16 protein-coding genes are annotated in these 15,625 nt (G+C 69.2%); 8 read left to right on the top strand and 8 right to left on the bottom strand.

Annotation, left to right across the window (positions count from 1 at the left end; genetic code table 11):
* Positions 1-13: 13 nt before the first annotated feature.
* The 3 genes from BM310_RS11930 to BM310_RS11920 all read right to left on the bottom strand — a co-directional run bounded on the left by BM310_RS11930 (position 14) and on the right by BM310_RS11920 (position 2,840).
* The gene (locus BM310_RS11930) at positions 14-1,021 is read right to left on the bottom strand and encodes a phosphatase PAP2 family protein (RefSeq protein ID WP_089807981.1); all 1,008 of its coding nucleotides are present in this window, start codon (positions 1,019-1,021) and stop codon (positions 14-16) included.
* A 249-nt stretch (positions 1,022-1,270) separates the two neighbouring features.
* Complete coding sequence (locus BM310_RS11925; protein ID WP_089807979.1) at positions 1,271-2,218, bottom strand: DMT family transporter; 948 nt, start codon at positions 2,216-2,218, stop codon at positions 1,271-1,273.
* 121 nt (positions 2,219-2,339) lie between these two features.
* Entirely contained in the window at positions 2,340-2,840 is a 501-nt protein-coding gene (locus BM310_RS11920) for a CBS domain-containing protein (RefSeq protein ID WP_089809203.1), read from the bottom strand.
* A gap of 97 nt (positions 2,841-2,937) precedes the next feature.
* Here BM310_RS11920 and BM310_RS11915 point away from each other — a divergent pair, with 97 nt between their 5' ends.
* Positions 2,938-3,588: a ribonuclease H family protein gene (locus tag BM310_RS11915; protein WP_089807977.1), complete on the top strand. Its 651-nt coding sequence runs from the start codon at positions 2,938-2,940 to the stop codon at positions 3,586-3,588.
* Positions 3,589-3,609: 21 nt separating this feature from the next.
* Here the strand turns inward: BM310_RS11915 and BM310_RS11910 are convergent, their stop codons facing one another.
* Complete coding sequence (locus BM310_RS11910) at positions 3,610-4,404, bottom strand: sulfite exporter TauE/SafE family protein (protein WP_089807975.1); 795 nt, start codon at positions 4,402-4,404, stop codon at positions 3,610-3,612.
* 120 nt (positions 4,405-4,524) lie between these two features.
* Between BM310_RS11910 and BM310_RS11905 the strand changes: the two genes are divergently transcribed.
* Positions 4,525-5,217 carry a twin-arginine translocase subunit TatC gene (locus BM310_RS11905; RefSeq protein ID WP_089807973.1) on the top strand — a complete coding sequence of 231 codons (693 nt, stop codon included), beginning with the start codon at positions 4,525-4,527 and terminating at the stop codon, positions 5,215-5,217.
* A 243-nt stretch (positions 5,218-5,460) separates the two neighbouring features.
* Here the strand turns inward: BM310_RS11905 and BM310_RS11900 are convergent, their stop codons facing one another.
* Both BM310_RS11900 and BM310_RS11895 read right to left on the bottom strand, forming a co-directional pair.
* Positions 5,461-7,707, bottom strand: a complete 2,247-nt coding sequence (locus BM310_RS11900; protein WP_089807971.1) for an NADP-dependent malic enzyme — start codon at positions 7,705-7,707, stop codon at positions 5,461-5,463.
* Positions 7,708-7,833: 126 nt separating this feature from the next.
* On the bottom strand, positions 7,834-8,961 hold the full coding sequence (locus BM310_RS11895) for a M24 family metallopeptidase (RefSeq protein WP_089807969.1): 1,128 nt from the start codon (positions 8,959-8,961) through the stop codon (positions 7,834-7,836).
* Between the two features lie 179 nt (positions 8,962-9,140).
* Between BM310_RS11895 and BM310_RS11890 the strand changes: the two genes are divergently transcribed.
* The 6 genes from BM310_RS11890 (at position 9,141) to BM310_RS21410 (ending at position 13,476) form a co-directional block, all read left to right on the top strand.
* A complete protein-coding gene (locus BM310_RS11890) occupies positions 9,141-9,959 on the top strand; it encodes a COX15/CtaA family protein (RefSeq protein WP_089807968.1) in 819 nt (272 codons plus the stop codon).
* Between the two features lie 184 nt (positions 9,960-10,143).
* Positions 10,144-11,049, top strand: a complete 906-nt coding sequence (locus BM310_RS11885; RefSeq protein WP_089807966.1) for a basic amino acid ABC transporter substrate-binding protein — start codon at positions 10,144-10,146, stop codon at positions 11,047-11,049.
* 43 nt (positions 11,050-11,092) lie between these two features.
* On the top strand, positions 11,093-11,923 hold the full coding sequence (locus BM310_RS11880; RefSeq protein WP_089807964.1) for an amino acid ABC transporter permease: 831 nt from the start codon (positions 11,093-11,095) through the stop codon (positions 11,921-11,923).
* On the top strand, positions 11,920-12,651 hold the full coding sequence (locus BM310_RS11875) for an amino acid ABC transporter ATP-binding protein (protein WP_089807962.1): 732 nt from the start codon (positions 11,920-11,922) through the stop codon (positions 12,649-12,651). Before BM310_RS11880 ends, BM310_RS11875 begins: the two co-directional genes overlap by 4 nt.
* A gap of 55 nt (positions 12,652-12,706) precedes the next feature.
* On the top strand, positions 12,707-12,883 hold the full coding sequence (locus BM310_RS21415) for a hypothetical protein (protein ID WP_177232604.1): 177 nt from the start codon (positions 12,707-12,709) through the stop codon (positions 12,881-12,883).
* Positions 12,884-12,936: 53 nt separating this feature from the next.
* Positions 12,937-13,476 carry a hypothetical protein gene (locus BM310_RS21410; RefSeq protein WP_089807961.1) on the top strand — a complete coding sequence of 180 codons (540 nt, stop codon included), beginning with the start codon at positions 12,937-12,939 and terminating at the stop codon, positions 13,474-13,476.
* Positions 13,477-13,512: 36 nt separating this feature from the next.
* On the opposite strand, the gene BM310_RS11865 is transcribed toward BM310_RS21410, so the two are convergent.
* Together BM310_RS11865 and BM310_RS11860 are read right to left on the bottom strand one after the other, a co-directional pair.
* A complete protein-coding gene (locus BM310_RS11865) occupies positions 13,513-14,574 on the bottom strand; it encodes a zinc-binding dehydrogenase (protein WP_089807958.1) in 1,062 nt (353 codons plus the stop codon).
* 57 nt (positions 14,575-14,631) lie between these two features.
* The gene (locus BM310_RS11860) at positions 14,632-15,579 is read right to left on the bottom strand and encodes a TIGR03557 family F420-dependent LLM class oxidoreductase (RefSeq protein WP_089807956.1); all 948 of its coding nucleotides are present in this window, start codon (positions 15,577-15,579) and stop codon (positions 14,632-14,634) included.
* Positions 15,580-15,625 lie beyond the last annotated feature (46 nt).

The following is a 15,625-nucleotide window of genomic DNA, read 5'->3' as shown; positions in this document are numbered from 1 at the left end:
CCGGGACCGGGCGTTAGCTCGGCTCCACCGCCCGTCCGGCGAGCGTCGGTGCCGCTATCGTGACGCCCGCCGCGACGGCGGTGCCGACGACGGTCACGAGAAGCGGCGGCGAGGTGACGTAGACTCCGACCCAGAGGACGGCGACGGGGACGCCGGCGGCGACCGTCTCGCGGAGGCTGAGTTGCGAGGACGGTCGGACGACGTACCAGGCGATTCCTGCGCCGACGGACCCGCCGAGCCACTGCCCGGCCTTCCAGACTTCGCCGGCCGGGGAGACGGCGCTCGCGACGACCGCCAGGACGCCGAGTATCGACCCGAGCGCGAACACGCGGAGCGGGTCCCGGCTCCCGACGGCGGCGGCGGCCGCGAACAGGCTCGCGCCGGCGAGGAGACCCACGGCGATGTCGACGAAGAAGTGCACGCCGAGGACGATTCGGGACGCGGCCACGAGCAGTACCCCGACGAGAGCTACCGTCCACCGGGTGGCTCCCGACCCGGCCTCCAGCCGGTAGGCCAGCGCGGCGAAGACGGCGGTCGTCCCGAGGGCGTGTCCGCTCGGGAACGCGTACCCCGTGCCGGTCGTGATACTCCGGAACGGCCCGGCGAGGACGGCCGGGAGCCAGGTCGGGAGCGCCACCGTTCCGGCACCGGGCGGACGCGGCGCGACGAAGACGTTCTTGAGGAGGTCGATGAAGGAGAACGCCGCGAACGTCACCGCGAGGACGAACGCGCCCTCGCGCGGTCGCTGAACGAGCGAGCGCTCCGTTCCGAGGAGGTAGAGCAGGGTCGCGGTGAGGAGGAGGAACCACGGGTCGCCGAACTGCGTGACCAGTCCGGCAACCGCGAGCGTGGCGCTCGTCGGCGACGAGAGGAGCTGAAAGACGCCGATACCTCGGTTCGGGACGGCGATGTCGAACGCGAAGGCGGACGCGAGGACGACGCCGACGGCGGCGGCCGCGGCGAGCGCGACGGTCCACCTGCTCGGTCGGTCACCGTCGGAGCCCAGCACGGCCTCTCTCATCGCCGCGACCGGCCTCCGTTCGCCTCGTTCGGTTCTGTCGCCCGTCGCGCGGCATCGGCCCGGACTTCGGCTCGGACCGAGAGCGACGGCGCGTTCCCCGGAACCGGTCGGTCAGTCTCGGTACGCATGCGGTCGGTAACCCGGTAGGTTCCTCCGCCACTTGAGGCGTGTGGCGGAACGCCGCCCGGACGAGAGAGTCCACCCGACCGCCCCGCGTCTCGTCGGACGACCGCTCGAGAGCGCCTCCGGTCAGGACAGCGCTCTGCGGATGCGAGGCAGTTCTCGCCGCAGGCTCTCCCGTTTCAGGAGGAGGAAGCCGGCGAAGATGACGACGAAGCCGACGACGGTGTACACCGTCGGCAGTTCGCCGAGGAACGCCCACCCCGTGAGCGCCGCGAACACGGGCGCGACGTAGGAGACGAGGTTTATCTCGATGGGGCCGAGGCGCTCCAAGAGGTCGAAGTAGACGAGGAAGCCGATGGCGCTGGCCACCACCGAGAGGTAGCCGACGGCCAGAAGCGAGTCCGTCGTCCACGTCACGTCGGCGGCGGACTCGCCGATGCCGACGCTGACGACGTGCATCAGCAGGGCGCCGCCGAGCATCGTCCACGCCTCCATCGTCTCGATGGGGAAGTCGGCGTCGATGCGGCGGGTGAGCACCGATCCGAGCGCGAAACTCACCGCCGCGCCGAAGATGAGGAGTTTGGCGACGGTGCCGCCCGACAGCAGGTTGTTCGGGTCGGGGTTCGAGAGGACGACGACGCCGACGAGTCCCAAGAGCAAACCGGCGGCACCGAGGACCGAGAGCGTGTCGGACGGGAGGAACGCGCGGGCGAACCCCGCCGTGAGGACGGGACTCAGGCTGACGATGACCGCGGCGGCCGCGGAGGTGACGGCGGGGTCCGTCTCGCCGACGAACAGGAGGGCGTGGTAGCCCGCCATGATGAGGACGGAGCCGACGACGACGGTGGTCCACTCGTCGCGGCCGCTCGGAATCGCGTGGTCGGTGGCGTAGACGGCGTAGCCGAGCATCAACACGCCGGCGACGTCGTAGCGAATCGCGGCGAACAGCACGGGCGTCTCGAAGAACCCGCCGGGGTCGCCGGGCGTCCCGAGGCCGGCCTTGATGGCCATGAACGCCGCACCCCACACCGCGGCGAGAAAGAGGAACAGGCCGAGATTGCGATAGCGGCTCACACCTGCGGTCGGTCGGCCGCCCCCCTCAACGTTTCGTTCGGCCACCTCGTCTGCCGGAGAGCGAAAGTCGCGGCCCGGACCGTCGTGCGGCGTCGGACTTCGCGCGAGTGCCCGCGCGCCCTCAGTCGCCGCGGCGTCGGTCGCGAATCGCGCGGAGCACGTCCTGTCGGGCGACGATGCCGACGAGACGCCCGTCCTCGACCACCGGGAGTCGGTTGATGTCCCGGGCGTCGTCCGCGAGGAGGTCGAGGAGGGTTTCGAGGTCGGCCTCGGGACCGACCGTCACCACGTCAGCGGTCATCACGTCGCTGATGGGTTTGTTGGCGTTCTTCAACAGGTCCACGCCGAGGTCCAGGTCGTCCCACGAGACGTCGATGGCGTAGGTCAGCGTCTCCATGAACGGCGGGAAACCGATGGGTATCCACAGCGTCCGGTCTTTCGTCTGGAACAGTTCCACGAGGTCCCGTTGGGTTACGATGCCGACGACCCGTCCCTCGTCGTCGACGACGGGGAAGCCGTTGAAGTCTGCGCGGGCGAGGCGGCCGAGCACCTCGCTCACGTCGTCGTCCGGCGCCGCCGTCTCGACGTCCGTCGTCATCAGTTCGCGGGCGGTGAGTTCCATACCCGTCCGTACGTGAACGACGGGCATCTGTCTGTTCCTTACCGCGACCGCTGCAAACGCGGGATATATTTAAGTTTCGTGACCGATTACGGGGGATATGGCCGTTCACGGCCGTCAATCCCTTCGAGACTTGTTCGACGAGTCACCCACGCCGCACATCGCGCACCCGCCGCGCACACATCACCGCCACTTCTACGTCGCCACCGACGGCTCCTATCGACCGACCGGTGACGGCGGACTCGGCGTCGTCATCGAGACGTGCGACGGGACGCGCGTGGCGCGGGTCGCCCTCCCCGACACGGCTCCGAACAACAACGTCTCCGAGTACCGCGCGTTACACCTGGGTCTCGACGTCCTCGCCGCCCGCGCGCCGCCGAACGCGCGCGTCGGCGTCCTCATCGACCACGACGCCCTCGCGGCGAACGTCAACACCGAAGTCCTCGCCGCCGCGGACCCCGACTGGCGACGGCGACGACCCACGTCGGTGCCCGCCGGCAGCGAGAACCACTGGCGGGGCATCCGCGCCCGCATCGCCGGGTTCGCCGAACTCCGCGCCGCGCGCATCGACGGCCGGGAGAACCCGGCGCATCCGCTGGCGAACGCGCCCGACGAGTACGCGCACGTCAACCGGAAGAAACAGCGCTGCGTGATGCCGGACACGCTCTCTCCGGTCGAACCCGCCGACGCCGAGACGGACGACCCGCAGTTCCCGCCGCCGTCGCGGTTCGAGGGGAGCGCGAGCGACTGAGCGTCCGCCCACCGCGTCCGCTCACAGCCCCGCACCCGAGAGCGTCAGTCGGACGCCGATGACGGCCAAGAGTCCGAACGTCGCCGCCCGCTGAGACGACTCGGGGACGGCCGGCCGGACGCGCTTGCCGACGGCGACGCCGGCGAGTCCCGGCACCGCCGCCGCCGCGGAGACGGCGAACAGGCCCCCGCCGTCGTACAGTCCGAGCACCGCCGCCGTGCCGATGCGGACCACGGAGACGCCGAGGAACACCATGGCGACGACGCCGACGAACGTCTCCCGGTCCAGGTCCAGACTCTTCAGGTAGGCGACCACCTGCACGCCGACGTTCGAGACGCCGAAGACGGCGCCGGAGACGAATCCGAGCGCCGCCTTCGTCGCCCCGGTGTCGACGAAACAGCGCCGTCTGAGCAGCGACTCGCCCGGAATCTCGACTCGCTCCTGCGAGAGTGCGACGTAGGCGAGGACGAACAGGCCGAGTCCGAGCGCTAGCGGTCGCGTCGGTACGATGGACAGCGACAGCATGCCGAGGACGGTTCCGACCAGCGCCGCGCCCACGTAGGGCCAGAACCGTCGGACGCACGAGACGAAGCCGTCTCGGTCGAGTTCGCGGACGAGGGAGACGTTCGCGGCGAGTATCGGGAGAATCATCGTCGTCACTGCCGTCTGGGGGTCCATCACGAACGCCAACAGCGACGTGCCCACGACGGCGAACCCGAACCCGTTCAGCCCGGTGACGAACCCGCCGAACGCGACGACGGCGGCCACGACCAGTGCGAACGAGAGCGACGCCGGGTCGCCCGGTGGGACTGTCATCGCGTGAGCGTCGGCGAGCGACGACGTGAAGCTACGCACGCTGTGCGCGGCCGGCGGACGACCGGTTCCCCGCGGGCGGGGACAGAAAGTTGATAGTCGCCGTCCCGAGACGCTCTGCCGATGCCCTCCGAATACTACACCGCCGACGGCTTCGACGGCACCGCCGACGGTCCTCTCTGGGCGTCGGCCCGCCGGCATCTCCGCGCGCTCTTAGCCGTCTTCCTCCTCGTCTCCGCCGTCGTCACCGCCCTCGCGGCGGCGTTCGACCTCACCGCCGTCGCCCCGTCGTCCGTCCTCCCGGTCGACCTCTCCCCGCGTCCCCAGTCGGGGTTCCGCCTCGCGGTCGAAGTCGGCACGCTCGCGGGGGCGTTCGCGGCGGCAATCGTCCTCGTCGGCGCGGTGGGCCGCGACGCGCGCGTCTCCCTCTCGCGGGGCCGACGACAGGCCGCCGTCGCTCCGGTCGCGTTCGCCGTCGCCGCCGTCTGCGGTCGGGTCGCACTCCCGCACGTCGTCGGCGCTGTCGCGTCCGCCTCGGGGCGTCCGGTCCTCGACGCCTACTGGGCCGCGGAGGTGTGGCTGTTCTTCCCCGTCGCCCTCGGCGCCGCGGCGGCGACGCCGTTCCTCCTCGCTGCCGCCGTCCGCGCGGGCGTCGTCGGTCGGTACACCTCGACCAGACAGCGCGGGTACGCCGCGCTCGCGTTCGTCGCGTTCGCGGCGTGCTACTCGCCGCCGGACGGCGCGACGTTCGTCCTCTTCGCGGCACCGCTCTTCGCCGGGTTGGCCGCGGGCGTCGCGTGGCTGGAGTTTCGGTGAGCGTCGAGCGAATCGGAAGCGAGTCAAACGAGGCGAAAGAGAGCCGAACGAGCCAGAAGAGAGGTGTCGCTGACTACTCGTTCTGCGCGTCCACGACGGCCACGCCCGCGAGGTTCAGCGACCACCTTTTTCCGACTCGGGTCCGCTCCGCGGACGCCTCGTCGCAAAAAGCTGTCTCGTTGAGCGCAGCGAATCGAGGTCCGATGGACGCTCAGCGTCCATCGGTGGACCAAAAAAGCGGCGTTACTCGTTCTGCGCGTCCACGACGGCCACGCCCGCGAGGTTGACGATGTCCTTCACCTCGTCGCCCCGTTGGAGGACGTGGACGGGCTTGTCCATGCCGACGAGCATCGGGCCGATGGCCTCCGCGCCGCCGAGACGCTGGAGCAGTTTGTAGCCGATGTTACCCGCTTCGAGGTTCGGGAAGACGAGGACGTTCGCCGGGTCGTCCAGTTCGGAGAACTCGTACGTCCCCTCGAGGATGTCCTCGACGACGGCGGTGTCGGCCTGCATCTCGCCGTCGACGGCGAAGTCCACCTCGTCGTCGTCGTGGAGCAGTTTCACGGCGTCGCGGGGCTTTCTCGTCCCCTGATTGTCGACGCTCCCGAAGTTCGAGTACGACAGCATCGCCGCGCGCGGTTCGACGTTGAACCGGCGCGCCAACTCGGCGGTGTGTTTCGTAATCTCCGCCAGCACGTCCGCCTCGGGCGCGAGGTTCACCGTCGTGTCCGCGCAGAAGATGACGCGGTTCTTGAACGTCAGCATGTAGACGCCGGCGGCGTAGTCGGCGTCGGGCGCGGTGCCGATGACCTGAAGCGGGGGGCGAAGCGCCGAGGGGTAGTGGTGCGTCAGCCCCGTCAGCATCGCGTCGGCGTCGTTCTCCGCGACCATCACGCTGGCGAAGTAGTTGGTGTCGCGCCGGATGAGTTCGTGCGCCTCGTTCTTCGTCATCCCCTTGCGCTGGCGCAGTTCGTACAGGCGGTTGGCGTAACTGTCCCACTCGCCGCTTCGCGGGTCCGCCACCTCGGGGTCGAAGTCCAGTCCGAGGTCCGCCGCGGTCTGCCGTATCTTCTCAGCGCTGCCGATGAGGACCGGGTGGGCGATGCCCTGCTCCTGCAGTTGGTACGCCGCGCGAATCATCTTCTCGTCGGTCCCCTCCGCGAGGGCGAGGCGCTTGGGGTCGGACTTGGCCTTGTTGAGGACGACGCGCATCATCTCGCGGGACTTGCCGAGGCGCGCCTCCAGACGCTCCTCGTACGCCTCGGGGTCGAGTTCGCTGCGTGCGGACCCGCTGTCCATCGCCGCCTGCGCGACGGCGGGAGCCACCTCGAACAGCACCCGCGGGTCCAGCGGTTTCGGGATGACGTACTCGGGGCCGTACTGGAGCGGTTGGTCGCCGTACGCCTTCACGACGGCGTCGGGGACGTCCTGTCGCGCGAGGTCCGCGAGTGCCTCCGCGGCCGCGCGCTTCATCTCCTCGTTTATCTCCGTCGCGCGCACGTCGAGAGCGCCGCGGAAGATGAACGGGAAGCCGAGGACGTTGTTCACCTGATTCGGGTAGTCCGAGCGACCGGTCGCCATGATGACCGTGTCGTCGCGGGCGGCCTTGGCCTCCTCGTAGCCGATTTCGGGGTCGGGGTTCGCCATCGCGAAGATGATGGGGTCCTCGGCCATCGACGCCACCATCTCCTGGTCCACCAGTCCGCCGATGGAGAGGCCGACGAACACGTCCGCTCCCGCCATCGCCTCGGCGAGGGTGTCGGCCGGGACGTCGTTGGCGAACTCGGCCTTGAACTCGTTGACCGCCTCGCGGTCCGGCGTGATGACGCCGTCGGAGTCGCACATGACGATGTTCTCCTTCTTCGCGCCGAGGGAGACGTAGAACCGGGCGGTGGCGATGGCGGAGGCGCCCGCGCCGGAGAAGACGATGTTCAGGTCTTCGAGGTCCTTGCCGGCGATGTCGGCGGCGTTGAGGAGGGCGGCCCCGGAGATGATGGCGGTGCCGTGCTGGTCGTCGTGGAAGACGGGGATGGACATCTCCTCGCGCAGGCGCGACTCTATCTCGAAGCACTCCGGCGCTTTGATGTCCTCCAGATTGATGCCGCCGAACGTCGGTTCCATCGCGCTGACGGCCGCGACGATGGACTCGGGGTCCTCGAGGTCGAGTTCGATGTCGAACACGTCGATGTCGGCGAATCGCTTGAAGAGGACGCCCTTCCCCTCCATGACGGGCTTCGACGCCTGCGCGCCGATGTCGCCCAGGCCGAGGACCGCAGAGCCGTTGGAGACGACGCCGACGAGGTTCCCCTTCGCCGTGTACTCGTAGGCGCGGTTCGGGTCCTCGTCGATGTCGAGACACGGGGCGGCGACGCCGGGCGAGTACGCCAGCGAGAGATCACGCTGCGTGTTCGTTGGTTTCGTGGTCGAAATCTCTATCTTGCCCGGCGGTTCTTCGCGGTGATACTCCCGGGCGTCGTCGTCTAATCCCATGCCGGAGGGACCGTCGGAGCCCTCAAAAAGCTACCGTACTGTCGAACTCTGCTTCGACAGACGACGAAATGCAACTCGGTTCCGAGTAGTAGTGTCGCCTCGCGCCGACGCGCCCCGGCGCCGGGACTACTCCGGGTCGATGTGCAGCACTTCCGGCCGTTCGAGGGCGAACTCGTGGTCCCACCCCTTGACGGCGCGCGTGGGCCACTCGCCCGTCGTCGTCAGCACCTCGGCGTCGTCGTCGCTCACGAGGACGGTGTCCTCGGACTTCGCCCCCCGAATCGTCGGGTTGTACGCGTACGCCATCGGGGTCCGGACCGCCTCCTCGGCGTCGGGCGCGGCGAACCACTCGCGGCCGGCGTAGCCCGCGGCCCCGCCCTGGTGGTGTTCGCGCCACTCCTCGGGGAAGTCGACGTGTTCGTAGGCGGCCGCGATGTTGTCGAAGACGCCGCCCGCGGTGCCGCCGAGTCGGGCGACGGCCTGCGTCGCCGCCAGCGCACTCGTCTCCACCTGCTGGGCCTTCGCGTGCCGTTCGGCCAGCCACCCCGGCGGGTCGAACGCGACGGTCCGGGTCGTACTCGCGTACAGGCCGCCGCGTTCGGCCGTCACCGAGAGGAGGGCGTAGTCGCCCAACTCCGCGTACGTCGGCGTGTAGTGGCGGTACTGCTGGGCGCGTTCGCTCCCGCCGACGAGGACGACGGGGGCGTCGATGCCGCGGGTCGCCAGCGCTATCTTCAGGGCGGCGGCGACTTCGTGTTCGGTGTCGCCGGGTTCGAGTTCGCGGGCGACCCGTTCGACGGCGTCAGCGGTGTCGTGGCCGAGGTCACGGTACCGGTCGACGTCCGTCGCGGAGAGCGGTTGGCGGAGTTCGCTCGCCGCCACCGTCTCCAGTCCGGGCACGTCGAAGTCCGCCGCGGCGCGACCGGTCGTCCGGTCGGCGACGGCCTCCGCGAGGGAGGACTCGTACCACGGCGTCTCCTCGACGGCGAACTCGTCGGGCAGTTCCTCGTCGGCGAGTCGCTGGGCTTCGATGTTGTCGGTGACGACGACCCACCCGTCGTCGCGGTCGTAGCCGGCGGCGGCGACGCCCACGTCGGCGTCGCGGGAGACGACGTTGCTCCCGCCGGTGAGCCACGAGAAGGAGTTCGGCCGCGCGAACCAGACGGCGTCGAGGTCCTCGCGGTCGAGGTAGTCGTCCAGGCGTTCGCGCCGGTCGTCGAGGTGCCTCGCGACGGTGTCGTCCTCGTCGGTCATGTGAGAGCGTTCCCGCCCGAGAACTTGAAACGTTCCGATGCGCTCGCGGCCCGACACCGGTTCCCGCACGGCCGAACGGGCGCGACCGAGAGCGCCGGCGTCGCACGCCGCGCGCGAGCGAGTAGTTCGCGCGTCGGCGGAGAGAGGGGTTCAAGTGGATTCGCCCCCGAGCGGAGAGTATGAACGCTCGCCTCCGGCGCCTCGTGGCGCTGTCGGTCCCGTTGACGGGGTTCCTGATGGTGCTCGGGGTGTACACCGCCGCGGCCGGTGCGGGACTGACGTGCGCCGGCCGGTGGCCCTTCTGCGACGGCTTCCTCGGACTGTTCCCGGCGAACTGGAGCAGTTTCATCGAGTGGTTCCACCGCCTCGTCGCGATGGTCGTCGGCTTCGTCATCCTCGGGACGACGATTCAGGTGTGGCGGACCGGGGCTGACCGCCGGGTCCGCCGCGCCCTCGCCGCCGCGACCATCCTCCTGCCCTCGCAGATAATCCTCGGCGCGCTGACGGTGACGACGTACGAGTGGGCCATCCTGTCGGCGCACTTCGTCACCGCCTCGACCATCTTCACCGGCGTCGTCCTCGCCGCCGCGTGGACGTTCGAAGCCCCCGGAGTCGCCGAGATTCGCCGCCTCGTGTCCGCCCTCGCCGTCGGCGTCGCCGCCCTCGTCGTCCTCGCGCCCCACATGTTCGTCCCGTTCGGCGCGAACGCGCAGGCCGTCTACTACACGCTCGGTCTCGTGACGTACGGCTCGCTCGTCGCCGTGACCGTCTGGTTGGCCGACGCCGACGGTGCGGACCGAATCCGCTTCGCCACCGGCGGCGCGGCCCTCCTCCTCGTCGCCCTCCTCGTCCTCGGGCGGCAGGTGTACGGCGGCGGCCTCCAGTACGTCTCCGTCGGCGGCACCGTCGTCGCTCTGGGGCTCGTGGGCGCGGCCGCGTACGCCCTCCGGGACCGGGCGGCGCGGCGGTCCCGCGGCGTCCCCGGCGGGAGCGACTGACGGCGGACCGCGACGCCGCCGAGTCGTCCCCGCGGAGTCGGCCGATTCCGTCCGAAGCCGCCCGTGGAGTAGACGAAAGAATGTGACAATCGACCCTTCTTTCCGCAAAAATTGTCAGTCTCGAACGCGCCGAGGTCGTCGAATCGAAGATATGTTATACCCCCATCGGTTACGAAACGTTGTCATGGATAGACGTACCTACCTGAAGACGGGTGTCGGCGTGGTCGGCACCGGTCTGTTCGCGGGATGTACCGGTGGCAACGGTGGCAGTACGGAGGCTGAGACGACCGAATCGACGACCACGGAGAGTTCCGGCGGCGAGACCACCGAGGAACCGACGGCGACGGCGACGGAGGACTCCGTCGTCCCGGACAACGTCGTCATCGGGTCGGACATCCCGTACCGGCCGTTCGAGTACGAGACGACGTCCGGCGAACTGACCGGCTTCGACGTGGACATCGCACAGGCCATCTTCGAGGAGCAACTCGGCGTCAGCTACGAGTTCAAGCCGACGAGTTTCGACTCCATCATCCCCTCGCTGAACAACAACAACTTCCGCATCATCATGTCCGCGATGACCATCAACGACACGCGCGCGGAGAAGGTTGACTTCTCGGACCCCTACTTCACGGCGTACCAGACGGTCATCGTGCGGGCGAACGGCGACATCTCGTCGAAGGAGGACCTGAAGGGTCAGCCCGTCGGCGTCCAGAAGGGGACGACGGGTTCCACCGCCGCCGAGGAGCTCAAAACGGAGTTCGACGGCGACCTCACGCTCAAGCAGTACGACCAGATCAACGGCGCGTTCCAGGCCCTCATCAACGGGCAGGTCGTCGCCGTCATCAACGACAACACCGTCAACGCCGAGTTCGCCAACCAGCGCGACGACGTGGTGTTCCTCGAAGGCGAGGGCGCGGCCGCCGAGGCCGGGCAGGAAGCGCCGCCGTACCTCACGCTGACCGTCGAGAACTACGGCATCGCGTTCCGCCAGGACGACGACGAGTTCCGCGAGAAGGTCAACGAGGCGCTCGCGGCCATCAAGGAGGACGGCACGTACGACGAGATATACTCGGAGTACTTCAGCGGCTGAACGGGACCCTCCTTTATTAACTCACACCGATATCCGAACTATCATGGCTGATTCATACTCGGGGGCAACGTCCGACGAGGGGAACCGCGGGAGCGGCGGGCTCCTCGACGACACGACGCTGAAGTGGCTCGGCGCGAGTCTGTCGAGCGTCTTCGCGCTCGGCGTCCTCGCACTCGTCGTCTACATCGTGGTCACGCAGGTCAGCTTCGAGCTGATGCGGACCGTCCTGCCGCAGTTCGTCTCGGCGTACCTCCTGGTGCTCCAAATCGTCGTCATCGGCGGTGTGCTCTCGGTGACCGCGGGCGTGTTCGTCGGTCTCGCGCGCGTCTCGAAGACGTCGATAACGAACGGCATCGCGACGGCGTACGTTCAGTTCTTCCGCGGAACGCCGCTTCTGTTCCAACTCTTCGTCGTCTACTTCGGCATCCCGACGCTGTGGCCGGGGACGTTCCCGGTGCAGAACTGGGGCTTCCCGACGGCCATCATCGCCCTGACGCTGAACCACGCCGCCTACGTCGGCGAGGCGGTCCGCGGCGGTATCGACGCCGTTCCCGACGGCCAGATGGAGGCCGCGCGGTCGCTCGGCATGGGCTACATCCAAGGGATGCGCGAGGTGGTCGTCCCGCAGGCGTGGCGCAACGCCCTCGCGGCCATCGGCAACGACCAGGTCATCCTCGTCAAGGACACCTCGCTTCTCACCATCATCGCGCTCCCCGAACTGATGCAGCAGTTCAGAAGCGTCAACAGCGCGACGTTCGACCCCTGGACGCCGCTCGTTATCGTCGCCATCGCGTATCTCTCCATCACGCTCCCGTTGATGCGACTCGTGACCTACCTGGAGGACCGCGCCGACTGGGGGGGTGACGACCAGTGAACTCCCTCCTGGAGTTCGACCACGTTGACAAGTACTTCGGCGAGACGCACGTCCTCAGAGACGTCTCCTTGGACGTCGAGGACCAGGACGTGACCGTCGTCATCGGGCCGTCCGGGTCCGGTAAGTCCACGCTGCTTCGGTGTGCGAACCGCCTCGAAGAGATTCAGGGCGGCGAGATTCGACTCGACGGCGACTCCATCTCCGACCCGAAGGCCGACATCAACGTCCTGCGCCAGCGCATCGGGATGGTGTTCCAATCGTTCAATCTGTTCCCGCACAAGACGGCGCTGGAGAACGTCACGCTCGCGCCGCGGAAGGTCCGCGGCATCGACGAGGCGGAGGCGATGGCGCGCGGCGAGGAACTCCTCGAACGCGTCGGACTCGGCGCGCAGATGAACTCCTACCCGAACCAACTGTCGGGCGGCCAACAGCAACGCGTCGCCATCGCCCGCGCGTTGGCGATGGACCCGAAGGTGATGCTGTTCGACGAGGTGACGAGCGCGCTGGACCCCGAACTCGTCGGGGAGGTGCTGGAAGTGATGCGGACGCTCGCCGACGAGGGGATGACGATGATGGTCGTCACCCACGAGATGGGCTTCGCCCGCGAGGTGGGCGACCGAATCGTCCTCATGGCCGACGGCCGAATCGTCGAGACGGGCGAACCGAAGCAGTTCTTCGAGAACCCCGAAACCGAACGCGGCCAGCAGTTCCTCTCGAAACTGCTGTAGCCGAGCCACGGCGACACACGCTACCCTCTTCCCCTCTGGCAGCGTCTCTCTCGGTATGAACGCGCTCACACGCCGGTCCCGCGAACGCCAGACGACCACCACCCCGAAAGCCGTCCTGTTCTGTCCCGCCTGCGGCCGCGCCGCGCCCGTCGACGAGTGGCTCACGGTCGCGACGCGCGACGCCGAGTCGCTCTCCTGTCCCGACTGCGGGGAGACGCTCACCGTCCGCTAGCTCCCGTCTCGACAGACCGAAGACACTTATCGCCCGTCGGAGTAGCGTCGCGTATGACGAACGTCCCCGGCCCCGGCTTCCTCGTCGTCCTCGCCGCCGTCGCGACGCTGTTCGCCCTCTCGTTCCTCGCGGGCGTGAGCCTCGTCGTCGCCCGCCTCTCGCGACTGTCGCTCGTCCGTTCGCTCGCGGGCGTCCACGCCGCGGGTGCGCTCGTCGGCGCACTCGCGCTCTTCCGGTCGCTGACGTCCTCGCCGTCGAACCCGTTCGGAATCGAGGGCAACGCCGTCGTCCTCTCCGTCCTCTCCGTCGTCGTCGGCCTCCTGACGGCGGCCGTCGTCGAGGGCGTCCCCGTCGCCGTCGGCGCCGTCGGCGCGCGACTCCTCGCCGACGTTCCGTGGGCGACGGGCGTGTGGTACGGGACGCTCGGATACGTCGCCGGCGGGTTCGGCGGCGCTCTCGTCGTGGGCGCCCTCACCGGGAGCGTCGGCATGGCGTCTCTGGGGTCGGTGCTCGCACTCCCGGCGGCCATCCTCGCGGGGCCGTTGCTCGGCGTCACCGCGCCGCGACTCGCCGCGCGCGCGGCCGTTCCGTAGCGACTTTCGGGCCTCGAACTCCCGTTCGGGGGTCGCTCAGAACGTCATCACTTCGACGCCGACGGTGTCGTAGTCGGTCATCGCCGCCAGTCGGTCCGGGACCGCTTCGAGTGACACCGTCCTCGTCACGAGCGCACCCGGTTCGACTCGGTCGGCGGCCAGAAGCGACAGCAGGTCGTCCGCGCTCGTCGGCGGCATCCCGCGCGCGCCGAGGAACGACACCTCGTGACGGGTCATCCAGTCGGTCGGGAGCGACACCTCGCCCCGCTCCTCGTCCGTCGTCAGCCCCACCTGCACGTGCGTCCCGCGCGGTCTGACGCATCGGACCGAGTTGCGGCACGTCTCCGCGACGCCGAGGGCGTCCACGGAGACGTGCGCGCCGCCGTCCGTGGCGTCGCGGACCGCCGATACCGCGTCCGCCTCGCCGGCGTTCACGAGCACTTCCGCGCCGAGGTCCGCCGCCGCGTCGAGGGCCGCCTCGCGCACGTCAACCGCGACGACGCGCGCGCCGAGGACGCCGGCGACCTGAATCGCCGAGAGGCCGACGCCGCCGCACCCGTGGACGGCCACCCACTCGCCCGGTCGGAGTCCGGCGCGGGCGTCCAAGGCGTTGTACGCAGTCATGAACCGACAGCCGAGGGCGGCCACGTCGCGGGAATCGACGCCGTCGGGCAGGTGAATCGCGTTGTAGTCCGCCGACGGGAGGTGGACCCGTTCGGCGAACGCGCCCTGCGCGGACCGCTCGAAGCCGAGCGCGTGGGGGTGGTCGCCCGTGCAGACGTTGCCGTGGCCGGTCCGACAGTGGCCGCACGACCCGCAGGCGAGGTTGAAGGGCAGGGCGACGCGGTCACCCTCCCGGACCGTCTCAACCCGGTCGCCCACCTCGACGACGCGGCCGGCGGGTTCGTGACCGAGAATCTGCCCCGCGTCCACCGCGTCGTCGGCCCACTCGCCGTGGCCCATCCACGCGTGCCAGTCGCTCCGGCAGATACCGCAGGCTTCGACGTCCACGACGACGCCCTCGGGGTCCGGCGTCGGTTCGGGCACGTCGTCGATGCTCAGCGGTTCGCCGTGTTCGCGGAGGACTGCGGCGCGCATACACGCGGTTGCGCGGCCGACTCGAAAAAGACCCCGCTCGGGTCGCCGCCGCCCGGACTACCGGAACGAGGGGAGCACTTCCTCCTCGTAGAACTCGAAGAACGCCTCCTGGTCGTCGCCGATCTGGTGGAAGTAGACGTGGTCGTAGCCCGCGTCGAGACACTGCTGGATGCTGTCGACGTGCGCCTGCGGGTCCGTGTCGGTGAGTATGCTCCCCTCCCGAACGTCGTCCTCGGACACCAACTGGCTCGCCTGGTCGAAGTGCTTCGGCGTCGGCAGTTCCTGGTTCAACTCCCCCGGCAGCGCCGACTGTCGCCAGTTCTCGTGGGCCGTCTCGACGGCCTCGTCCTCGCCGTCGGCGACGCAGACGGACAACTGCGTTATCTTCGGGCCGTCGCCGTCGAACTCGGAGACGATGTCCTGCGGACCGACCGACCAGAAGCCGTCGCCGAGTTCGTCCGCCATCCGCGCGGACTCCGCCCCGAACGCCGAGACGACCAGCGACGGCGGTTCGTCCGGGAGGGTGAACAGACGGGCGTTCTCGACGGTGTAGTGGGGGCCGCGGTGGCTCACCTGTTCGCCGGTCCAGAGGCTCCGAATCACGTCGATTGCCTCCGCCAGCATCTCCTTTCGCACCGCGTACTCGGGCCAGCGCTCGCCGGTGACGTGTTCGTTCAACGCCTCGCCGGTGCCGACGCCGAAGTGGAACGCCCTGCCGTCCAGCATCGCCTTCGTCGTCGCCGCCGCCTGCGCGACGTTCACCGGGTGGATGCGCGTCGTCGGGCAGGTGACGCCGACGCCCACGTCCACCTCCTCGGTCGCTTCGGCGACGCCGCCGAGGGTGCTCCAGACGAACGGCGACTCGCCCTGTTCGGCCAGCCACGGGTGGAAGTGGTCGGAGACGGACAGGAAGTCGTAGCCCCTGTCCTCCGCTTCGACGGCGTTCTCCACCAGTTCGGTCGGGCCGAACTCCTCGCTCGACAGCGTGTATCCGAACTCTGTCACACGCCCGTTTTCAGGTGGCTGTTCGATAAAACGAACGGCAGGCAGG

Source organism: Halogeometricum rufum (assembly GCF_900112175.1).
Classification (GTDB): domain Archaea; phylum Halobacteriota; class Halobacteria; order Halobacteriales; family Haloferacaceae; genus Halogeometricum; species Halogeometricum rufum.
Note: the sequence above shows the minus strand (reverse complement) of the source record. Positions and strands in the feature narration are given on the sequence as shown.

Coding starts and splice junctions, on each gene's coding strand:
- BM310_RS11930 (WP_089807981.1), bottom strand. CDS start 1,021: ATGAGAGAGGCCGTGCTGGGCTCCGACGGTGACCGACCGAGCAGGTGG.
- BM310_RS11920 (WP_089809203.1), bottom strand. CDS start 2,840: ATGGAACTCACCGCCCGCGAACTGATGACGACGGACGTCGAGACGGCG.
- BM310_RS11915 (WP_089807977.1), top strand. CDS start 2,938: ATGGCCGTTCACGGCCGTCAATCCCTTCGAGACTTGTTCGACGAGTCA.
- BM310_RS11910 (WP_089807975.1), bottom strand. CDS start 4,404: ATGACAGTCCCACCGGGCGACCCGGCGTCGCTCTCGTTCGCACTGGTC.
- BM310_RS11905 (WP_089807973.1), top strand. CDS start 4,525: ATGCCCTCCGAATACTACACCGCCGACGGCTTCGACGGCACCGCCGAC.
- BM310_RS11900 (WP_089807971.1), bottom strand. CDS start 7,707: ATGGGATTAGACGACGACGCCCGGGAGTATCACCGCGAAGAACCGCCG.
- BM310_RS11895 (WP_089807969.1), bottom strand. CDS start 8,961: ATGACCGACGAGGACGACACCGTCGCGAGGCACCTCGACGACCGGCGC.
- BM310_RS11890 (WP_089807968.1), top strand. CDS start 9,141: ATGAACGCTCGCCTCCGGCGCCTCGTGGCGCTGTCGGTCCCGTTGACG.
- BM310_RS11885 (WP_089807966.1), top strand. CDS start 10,144: ATGGATAGACGTACCTACCTGAAGACGGGTGTCGGCGTGGTCGGCACC.
- BM310_RS11880 (WP_089807964.1), top strand. CDS start 11,093: ATGGCTGATTCATACTCGGGGGCAACGTCCGACGAGGGGAACCGCGGG.
- BM310_RS21415 (WP_177232604.1), top strand. CDS start 12,707: ATGAACGCGCTCACACGCCGGTCCCGCGAACGCCAGACGACCACCACC.
- BM310_RS21410 (WP_089807961.1), top strand. CDS start 12,937: ATGACGAACGTCCCCGGCCCCGGCTTCCTCGTCGTCCTCGCCGCCGTC.
- BM310_RS11865 (WP_089807958.1), bottom strand. CDS start 14,574: ATGCGCGCCGCAGTCCTCCGCGAACACGGCGAACCGCTGAGCATCGAC.